General features: G+C 25.1%; 9 protein-coding genes. All 9 read left to right on the top strand.

Annotation, left to right across the window (positions count from 1 at the left end; genetic code table 11):
- Nucleotides 1-187 precede the first annotated feature (187 nt).
- Nucleotides 188-493, top strand: coding sequence for a hypothetical protein (locus B5D11_RS07885; protein ID WP_078682504.1), 306 nt, complete (start codon nucleotides 188-190; stop codon nucleotides 491-493).
- A gap of 223 nt (nucleotides 494-716) precedes the next feature.
- Entirely contained in the window at nucleotides 717-1,865 is a 1,149-nt protein-coding gene (locus B5D11_RS07880; protein WP_078682503.1) for an AlbA family DNA-binding domain-containing protein, read from the top strand.
- 106 nt (nucleotides 1,866-1,971) lie between these two features.
- Nucleotides 1,972-2,382, top strand: a complete 411-nt coding sequence (locus B5D11_RS07875; protein WP_078682502.1) for a hypothetical protein — start codon at nucleotides 1,972-1,974, stop codon at nucleotides 2,380-2,382.
- Between the two features lie 237 nt (nucleotides 2,383-2,619).
- The gene (gene tyrS, locus B5D11_RS07870; protein ID WP_078682501.1) at nucleotides 2,620-3,840 is read left to right on the top strand and encodes a tyrosine--tRNA ligase; all 1,221 of its coding nucleotides are present in this window, start codon (nucleotides 2,620-2,622) and stop codon (nucleotides 3,838-3,840) included.
- Between the two features lie 117 nt (nucleotides 3,841-3,957).
- Nucleotides 3,958-5,292, top strand: coding sequence for a hypothetical protein (locus B5D11_RS07865; RefSeq protein ID WP_078682500.1), 1,335 nt, complete (start codon nucleotides 3,958-3,960; stop codon nucleotides 5,290-5,292).
- Between the two features lie 45 nt (nucleotides 5,293-5,337).
- Complete coding sequence (locus B5D11_RS07860; protein ID WP_078682499.1) at nucleotides 5,338-5,595, top strand: EscU/YscU/HrcU family type III secretion system export apparatus switch protein; 258 nt, start codon at nucleotides 5,338-5,340, stop codon at nucleotides 5,593-5,595.
- 13 nt (nucleotides 5,596-5,608) lie between these two features.
- Nucleotides 5,609-6,295 (top strand): metallophosphoesterase, encoded by a 687-nt coding sequence (locus B5D11_RS07855; RefSeq protein WP_078682498.1) that lies wholly within the window; start codon nucleotides 5,609-5,611, stop codon nucleotides 6,293-6,295.
- A 118-nt stretch (nucleotides 6,296-6,413) separates the two neighbouring features.
- Nucleotides 6,414-6,701: an ArsR/SmtB family transcription factor gene (locus B5D11_RS07850; RefSeq protein ID WP_078682497.1), complete on the top strand. Its 288-nt coding sequence runs from the start codon at nucleotides 6,414-6,416 to the stop codon at nucleotides 6,699-6,701.
- Nucleotides 6,702-6,703: 2 nt separating this feature from the next.
- Entirely contained in the window at nucleotides 6,704-9,178 is a 2,475-nt protein-coding gene (locus B5D11_RS07845; protein WP_078682496.1) for a CoA-disulfide reductase, read from the top strand.
- The last annotated feature ends 226 nt before the right edge of the window (nucleotides 9,179-9,404 follow it).

The following is a 9,404-nucleotide window of genomic DNA, read 5'->3' as shown; positions in this document are numbered from 1 at the left end:
TTAACTATTTAGACAGTTCTTCTGAAAATTATTGATTCTCTTTTTTGTACAAAATAATTTTCCACTTTTCGTACAAAATTATATTGACATTTACAATATATTTTAAAAATATAGAAATAATAAATATTAACATAAAAATTTATATCAAAATATAATTATAAAATTTTTATATTAAGGAGGATTTAATATGTTTAATAATTTTACTTCAGGTAACAATAACTTTTTCCCAATATTTATAAATAGAAGAGATTTTGATAATGGAGGGAAATTATATCATGATAGCTATGAAGTCTATGTAAACAATGATTATGTTGGAAGAAAAACATTAATAGCTGAAAGTGAAAGTGTTGATGATATAAAAAATCATCTAAAATCAGAAGGATTTCAAGATTTTAATACTAATTTGAAAGGGAATCACCTTATAATAACTTCAAATTCTGATGAGGCTTATAATATAAAGAAAAATTTAAATGTATATTTAAATGTAAGATAAATACATTAACAAATAAAAAGCATAGGTTGATATTAATACAATAATACAACTTGTGCTTTTTAACTTTTTGAATTATTATTTTAATAAACTATATTTAGTATTTATGTTTTATATAAATAAATAAATATAAATAATTATTTAAATATTTGTCTGTACTTTTATTTGTATATAATAATATAATATATAATAAAGCAATAATATATAAAGAATAAGGTTGTAGGTTATGGATAAAAAGAAGTTAAAATATTTAATTAATAAAAATGAAGGATTAAAATTAGATTTTAAACAAAAATTGGAATTAAATACAGAGAGCGGGAAAAAAGAATTAGCAAAAGATGTTTGTGCTATAGCAAATTCAAAAGGTGGAAGAGGATATATTATAATTGGTGTTGAAGATAAAACAAAGAAAATAATTGGAATAGAAGATAATGATTATAAAGAAGAACAAATAATGCAGATTATAAGTTCAAGATGTGAACCTCCTATACCAATTCTATATGAAACTATTTATTATAATGGAAAAACTTTAGGCGTGATTACAATATATGATGGAGATCAAAAGCCATATCAATTAAAAGAAAATGGAGCTTTTTATATAAGAAGGGGTTCAACTACAGATGTAATGAGAAAGCAAGAAATAGCTTCAGTCCTTCAGGAAAATTTATCATTAAATATTGAGTTGTGTCCAATTATAAATAGCTCTATTGATTGTATAGATACAGAACTTGTAGATAAATATTTTTCATTTCATAGAATTGAATCAAAAGAAGAAAATAGAATTATTCTTATGGAAAATGCATCTATAATAAAATTTAATAAAGATTTAGAAAAATATGTAGTAACCCTTGGAGGTATTTTAGTTTTTTCAAAAATTAATTTTTTATATCTTCCTCACAATGTAGTAAGAATAATAAACAAAATAAATAGTAAAGAAAATGAAATTATATTAGTAAATGGTGATTTGCTATCCATATTAGATAAATGTGAAATAATTTTAAAAAAAATATTACCTGAAAATTATCCAATAGAAGCAGTATATGAGGGTATAAAAAATGCAGTTTTTTATAGAGATTACACTATATTTAATAAAGAAATTGAAGTTGTAATTGGAAATGAAAATGTAAGTGTTATTAGTCCTGGCATTTTACTTAAAAATACAAATATAAGCGAAAATAATTACTTAAGAAGGAATATGTGGATATATGAAAAATTGTTAGCTCTTGATGACAAAAGTAGATTTATAAAAGCTCAAAGAGGCTTTACAAAAATGAAAATAGCTTTTAAAAATATAGGTAATGTAAAATTTATTAATAGTATTAATGGAGATTTTTTCAAAGTTATTTATCCTGGACCCAATAAAGTAAAAAGTTAACAATTTGTTAAGAAATATTATACAATAGGAATATTGAATAAATATTCTGAATATTATATAATGAAGGAAATAGCACCTAAAAAATAATTTAGAGGGGTGGTCAATTGTGATTCATGTATTTTATCAAAAAAGAGGTACAGGAAAGACAAAAGCTTTGATTAATATGGCAAATGAAAAGGTTTTGAATTCTAAAGGCCATATTGTTTTTATTGATGATGACAAAAGAAATTTATTTCAACTTCATAGAAGTGTTAGGCTTATTTCAACTGAAGATTACAAATTAAAAGATTATAATTGTTTTTATGGATTTTTGTGCGGCATACTTTCGGAAGACTATGATATTGATACCATTTTTATTGATGGATTGTCTAATATTGTCTGCGGAAACTTAAGTAATGCAGCACATTTATTTTTTGATTTAGATAAATTATCCAAGGAAAATAATATTGAATTTTATATAAATATTAATAGTGAAGAAAATGAAATACCTGAATTTATAAAAAAATATGTAGCATAAAGCTAAAAAAGCTGCACTAAATTTTAGTGCAGCTTTTATCTTTTAGAATATTAGCACCAGTTTTATTAGTGCTTTTTTAATTATTTTTGTACAGTTATCAAGAGAAATTATTGTATATTAGGATATTATATAAATCAATTGTAATTAAAAATACAATAAAATATTGATAAAATATTGTTTTAACTATATACTAAAAAGAAAGGGCTTTTAACAAAGGATGATAAAGGAGACGATTTTATGGGAAATGTATTAGATACATTAATAGAACGTGGGTTTTTAAAACAATTTACCCATGAAAACGAGATAAGAGAACTTCTTGAAAAAGAAAAAATAACATTTTATATAGGTTTTGATCCAACTGCAGATAGTCTACATGTTGGACATTTTATTGCTATGATGATGATGGCACATATGCAGAGAGCTGGACATAGGCCTATTGCATTACTTGGTGGTGGAACAGCTATGGTAGGAGATCCATCTGGTAAAACTGACATGAGAAAAATGCTTACAAAAGAAGAAATTGCTCATAATGTAGAGTGTATAAAAAAACAGATGGAAAGATTTATAGATTTTAGCGATGGTAAGGCAATTTTAGTAAATAATGCAGAATGGCTTTTAAATTTAAATTATATTGATTTTTTAAGAGAAATAGGTGTTCATTTTTCAGTAAATAGAATGCTTACTGCAGAATGTTTTAAACAAAGACTTGAAAAAGGCTTATCATTTTTAGAGTTTAATTATATGCTTATGCAGGGATATGATTTTCTTGAATTAAATAGAAGATATGGTTGTATTATGCAGCTAGGTGGAGATGATCAGTGGTCTAATATGCTGGCAGGAGCTGATTTAATAAGAAGAAAAGAAAATAAGCCTGCATATGCAATGACTTGTACTCTTTTAACTAACAGTGAAGGAAAAAAGATGGGTAAAACTGAAAATGGAGCATTATGGCTTGACAAAGAAAAAACTTCACCTTATGATTTTTATCAATATTGGAGAAATGTAGATGACGCTGATGTTGAAAAATGTCTTGCTCTTTTAACTTTTCTTCCTATGGATGAAGTTAAAAGGTTAGGGTCTCTTAAAGATGCTCAAATAAATGAAGCTAAAAAAGTGCTTGCCTTTGAGGTTACAAAACTTGTTCATGGAGAAGAAGAAGCAATTAAAGCACAATCTGCAGCTGAAGCTTTATTTTCTAGTAGTGGAGATATGAGTAATGTTCCTACAACAGTAATACATAGTGATAAATTAGGTTCTAATATTTTAGATATTCTTTTAGAAGCAAAAATAATTCCATCCAAGGGAGAAGGCAGAAGACTTATACAGCAGGGAGGATTAAGTATAAATAACGAAAAAGTTACAGATATTAACATGATTATAACAAAAGAACATTTTAAAGATGGAGCTATGATTGTTAGAAGGGGAAAGAAGAATTTTAATAGAATAACAATAGAATAATAGAATTAATATGCCAGTTTTATGATAAAAACTTATTTATCATATAGCTGGCATTATTAAGGTTGAAATAAATTATACGATAATTAAATATATATATATATTAAAGGTGGTGAAATTATGGCAGGTATAGTCAGCATAATAAGTGCTTATAATGTAAATACCAAAAAAATTTCTGATAAGCTTATTTTCGAAGTTGGTCAAATATTTCCAGCTAAAATAATTAAATCAAATGATTCTAATAAAGAAGTTATATTACAGCTTGCAAATGGATGGCAAATTCCTGCTAAATTTGAAAAACCACTAAATTTTATACCAGAAGGATTGATGAAATTTCAAGTAGAAAATTTTAAAGATGGGAAACTTCAGGTAAAAATAACAGATAATAAGAAAAAGGAAAATATTAAAGAAAATTATATAAAAGAATTTATTTCTGATGATAAAGAAAATATTAATAAAGAAGATTATGAAATATTAAATAAAATGATTAAACATAATATGCCTATTACAAATGAAAATATATCTAAAATAAAGAGTATAATAGATTTTAAAAATAAAATAGAAAATGATAATAAAAAAGAAGAATTGTTTATAGAAAAGTATATAAAAAGTAAGAATATAGACTTAAGTAGTGAAAATGGTAAATATATAAAAAAAATAATAAAAGGATTTTTAAAAGAATTTAAAAATTTAAATACTGATGATATATTTACTATGATTGAAAACAATATAGATTTAAATGAAGATAATATTAAAAGTTTTTTAAAATTATCTAAAGAGGATAATACTATATATAAAGAACTTAAAAATTTAAATTTAAAATATGAAGAAAGTTATATATATAATAAAAATGATTTTTTAAATAATGAATTAAAAAATCTATCAGAAATTAAATATAAAGAATTAGATTTTTTAGTAAAAGAACAGATAAAAAATAAAACTGAAGAAATGAAAAATGCAATACAAAATATTATAAAAGATATAGAAAGTTATAATAATGATAAATTCAATAAAATAAGCGATATTGTAAAAGAATATATTAATGACTTTAAAGTATTTAACTCAATAAGCAGTCAATATTATTATTTAAATGTCCCTATAAATTTAAATAAATATGAATACAATTGTAAGCTTTTAATAAAAGATGACAGAAAGTCAGGTAAAAAAATTGATTCTCAAAATGTGAATATAGCTGTTAGTGTGAAAACTTCTTATATAGGTATTGTAGATGCTTATATTAAGGTTAGAGAAAATAATATGCATATAGATATAAAATGTGGTGAAAAATGGATTCATATTTTAGATTCAAGAAAAGATAAATTACTAGAAAATTTATCAAATATAAGCTATAATGTATCTTTAAATTTTGATAAAAGAAATACTGAAGTTAATATTTCAAATTTTAGTGATATATTTAATGATAATTATTTAGAAGGAATAAATATAATAGTTTAAATATTAAATAAGAAATTTAAAATAAGAAATATGTGTGGAGTTGTTATGAAAAATATAAAAAAAGCAGCAGCTTTAAAATATGATAAAACTTATGAAGCACCTATAGTTACAGCGGCAGGGATGGGACATATTGCAGATAAAATTATAGAAAAAGCTAAAGACAGCAAGGTACCTGTAATATATAATAAAGAAATGGCAGAACTTCTAACTAATGTAGATGTAGGTTCGGAAATACCTTCTGAATTATATGATGCTGTGGCTAAAATAATTGCATATATAATTGATAATGACAAAAAAGAATAGAAGGAGTAAATTTATGAGCCTTTTTGCTATATCTGATTTACATTTGGCATTTAGTACGGATAAACCTATGAATATTTTTGGAGAACATTGGTATAAACATGAAGAAAAAATAAAAACTAATTGGATAGAAAAAATTACAGATACTGATACTGTTCTAGTATCAGGAGATATTTCTTGGTCTATGAAAATGGAAGAAGGTCTAAAGGATTTAGAATGGATTCACAATCTTCCAGGGAAAAAAATATTTATAAAAGGAAATCATGATTATTGGTGGCAAAGTATATCTAAGCTTAATTCTCTTTATGATGATATGAAATTTATACAAAATAATTATTTTTTATATGAAAATTATGCTATTTGTGGAACAAGAGGATGGATATGTCCTGGAGGAGAGAATTTTACTCAAAGGGATGAAAAAATATTTAATAGAGAGTTAATAAGATTAAGACTTTCTTTAGATGCTGCAATGAAAGATGGATATAAAAAATATATAGTAATGCTTCATTATCCTCCTACAAATGAAAAATTTCAAGAAACAGAATTTATTAAAATTTTTAAAGAGTATAAAGTAGATAAGGTTATATATGGACATCTTCATGGACCTTCATTAAAAAAAGTTTTTGAAGGGCAAATAGATGATATAGAATATATATTAACTTCTGCAGATTATATAAATTTTAATCCCATTAAAATACTATAAAATGGGATTTTTTATTGACTTATATATTATTATATCGTAATATATAGATATAATAATTTACAGAAAAGGTGTTTAAAAATTTGTAGTTTAATTAACAATATGTAAAGAGGTAATATTTATGGATAAAGATTATAGAAAGTATAATGAAGTTTCTGAATTATTAAAAGTATTGGCTCATCCTGTAAGATTATGCATAGTTAAAGGTCTTTTAGAGAAAGGTAAATGCAATGTAACTTATATGCAAAATTGTTTGGATATGCCTCAATCAACTATATCACAACATATTCAAAAACTTAAAAGTGCAAAAATAATAGAAGGGGAGAGAAATGGACTTGAGATAAATTACAAAGTTTGTGATGAAAGAGTAGAAAAATTAATTGAACTTTTGTTAAAGGAGGAAGATTAAAAATGTCAAAAAAAGTTATTATTGTTGGTGGAGTTGCAGGGGGAGCTTCTGCAGCTGCAAGACTTAGAAGATTAGATGAAAATATAGAAATTATTATGTTTGAAAGAGATGAATATATATCTTTTGCAAATTGTGGACTTCCATACTATATAGGTGGAACCATAAAAGAGCGAGAAAAACTTTTAGTTCAAACTCCAGAAGCTATGAAATCTAGATTTAATATAGATGTAAGAGTTAATAGTGAAGTAATTAAAATAAACCCAAATGAGAAAACTGTTAAAGTTAAAAGTAAGGAAAAAGGAATTTATGAAGAAAGTTATGACTATTTAATACTTTCTCCAGGAGCAAAAGCTTTAAGACCTAATATAGAAGGAATTGATAATGATAAAATTTTTACATTAAGAAATATTCCAGATACAGATAAAATAAAAGCTTATGTTGATAGAAATGATACAAAATCTGCCGTGGTTATAGGCGGAGGTTATGTTGGGGTTGAAATGGCTGAAAATTTAAAAGAAAGAGGACTTGATGTTACTTTAGTTGAAGCAGCTCCACATATATTAGCACCATTTGATTCTGATATGGCAGTTATAGCAGAAAAAGAACTTATTGATCATGGAATAAAGCTTATATTAGAGGATGGAGTTAAATCTTTTAAAGATGAAAATGATAAAGTAAGTGTTATTTTAAATAGCGGTAAAAGTATTTCTACTAACATGGTTATACTTGCAATAGGAGTTTTACCAGATACACAATTTGCAAAAGAGGCAGGAATTGAAGTTGGACCTCGTGGACATATAATAGTAAATGAAAAGATGCAGACTAATATAGAAAATATTTACGCAGTTGGAGATGCTATAGAAGTTGTAGATTTTATTACAAAACAAAAGACAGCAGTTCCTTTAGCAGGGCCTGCAAATAAGCAGGGAAGAATTGCTGCAGACAATATTGCAGGATTAAATTCAACTTATAAAGGAACACAAGGAACATCAGTAATTAAAGTTTTTGATTTAACAGCTGCAAGTACTGGAAATAACGAAAGAAATTTAAAGAAAGCAAATATACCATATAAGGCTATTTTTGTTCATCCAAATTCTCATGCTTCATATTATCCTGGTGCTACTCAAATGACAATAAAACTTATTTTTAATGATGAAGGTAAAATTTTGGGCGCACAGGCAATAGGTTATGATGGTGTAGAAAAAAGAATAGATGTTATTGCTACGGTTATAAGACTAGGTGGAACAGTATATGATTTAGCAGAGTTAGAATTAAGTTATGCGCCTCCTTTTTCATCAGCAAAAGATCCAGTTAATATGGCTGGTTTTGTAGCACAAAATGTATTAGAAGGTAAAATGCACTTGGCTACACTTGAAGATTTAGAAAATATTGATTTAGATAAAACTATACTTTTAGATGTAAGGACTGAAATTGAGTTTAATAATGGACATATAGATGGAGCTATAAATATACCAGTAGATGAATTAAGAAACAGGTTAAATGAATTAGATAAAAATAAAGAAATATTAGAATATTGTCAAGTTGGCCTAAGAGGATATATTGCCGATAGAATTTTAACTCAAAATGGATTTAAAGTAAAAAATTTAACAGGCGGATACAAATCTTATTCTCTTTTAAATTATAAAGAAATGAATGAAAACAATGAAAATGGTGGAAATAATATGAAAATAGATCCAGAAACTCAAACTATTAAAAAAGAAGAAAGAGCAAAAGATGCTTTTGATAAAAGTTTAGATGCCTGTGGACTTTGCTGTCCTGGACCATTAATGCAAGTAAAAATGTATATTGATGATATGAAAAATGGAGAAATTTTAAAGGTAACAGCATCTGATCCCGGATTTTATGAAGATATAAAAGCATGGTGTAAAAGAACTAACAATGAATTAATAGATTTAAATAAAAAAGGTGGTACTATAACTGCTTTTATTAAAAAAGGAATTGAAAAATTATCAAATAATGCTAATGTAATTATGAATAATGAAGTAAAAGACAATAAAACTATGATTATATTTAGTGGAGATTTGGATAAAGCTATAGCTTCATTTATAATTGCCAATGGGGCTGCTTCTATGGGTAAAAAAGTTACAATGTTTTTCACATTTTGGGGACTAAATATATTAAGAAAGCCTGAAAAAGTAAAAGTAAATAAAGGATTTATTGATAAAATGTTTGGTTTTATGATGCCAAGAGGAAGTAAAAAACTTAAACTTTCCAAAATGAACATGATGGGTATGGGAGGAAAGATGATAAGGAAAGTTATGAAGGATAAAAATGTTGCATCATTAGAAGAATTAATTCAATCTGCTATAAATAGCGGAGTTGAAATAGTAGCATGTCAAATGTCTATGGATATTATGGGAATAAAAAAAGAAGAACTTATTGACGGTGTTAAAATTGCTGGAGTTGGATACTATTTAGGAGAAGCAGAAGACTCTAATGTAAATCTATTTATATAAAATATAAGTAATTTATAAAAAATGAATGATGTATTATATTATTAGTTAGAATTAATAAAACCATGCATAAAAAATTTTTTATGCATGGTTTTTAAATTTAAGATAGTATATGATTATCTCTCAAAAGTATTTTTGTTAAATATTGACTGCATAGATGTAATAGAAATTTAGAAATACTATAAATTATATAGTGGAAATTAATCTATAACTTATTGTGAGTTAATCA

The organism is Clostridium sp. USBA 49 (genome assembly GCF_900167505.1).
Lineage (GTDB): Bacteria > Bacillota > Clostridia > Clostridiales > Clostridiaceae > Clostridium_AT > Clostridium_AT prolinivorans.
The sequence above is the reverse complement of the archived record's forward strand: the minus strand, read 5'-3'. Positions and strand labels throughout refer to the sequence as shown.

Bases quoted from the DNA above. Each gene is read 5' to 3' on its own strand.
- B5D11_RS07885 (WP_078682504.1), top strand. From the start codon at position 188: ATGTTTAATAATTTTACTTCAGGTAACAATAACTTTTTCCCAATATTT.
- B5D11_RS07880 (WP_078682503.1), top strand. From the start codon at position 717: ATGGATAAAAAGAAGTTAAAATATTTAATTAATAAAAATGAAGGATTA.
- tyrS (WP_078682501.1), top strand. From the start codon at position 2,620: ATGGGAAATGTATTAGATACATTAATAGAACGTGGGTTTTTAAAACAA.
- B5D11_RS07865 (WP_078682500.1), top strand. From the start codon at position 3,958: ATGGCAGGTATAGTCAGCATAATAAGTGCTTATAATGTAAATACCAAA.
- B5D11_RS07860 (WP_078682499.1), top strand. From the start codon at position 5,338: ATGAAAAATATAAAAAAAGCAGCAGCTTTAAAATATGATAAAACTTAT.
- B5D11_RS07855 (WP_078682498.1), top strand. From the start codon at position 5,609: ATGAGCCTTTTTGCTATATCTGATTTACATTTGGCATTTAGTACGGAT.
- B5D11_RS07850 (WP_078682497.1), top strand. From the start codon at position 6,414: ATGGATAAAGATTATAGAAAGTATAATGAAGTTTCTGAATTATTAAAA.
- B5D11_RS07845 (WP_078682496.1), top strand. From the start codon at position 6,704: ATGTCAAAAAAAGTTATTATTGTTGGTGGAGTTGCAGGGGGAGCTTCT.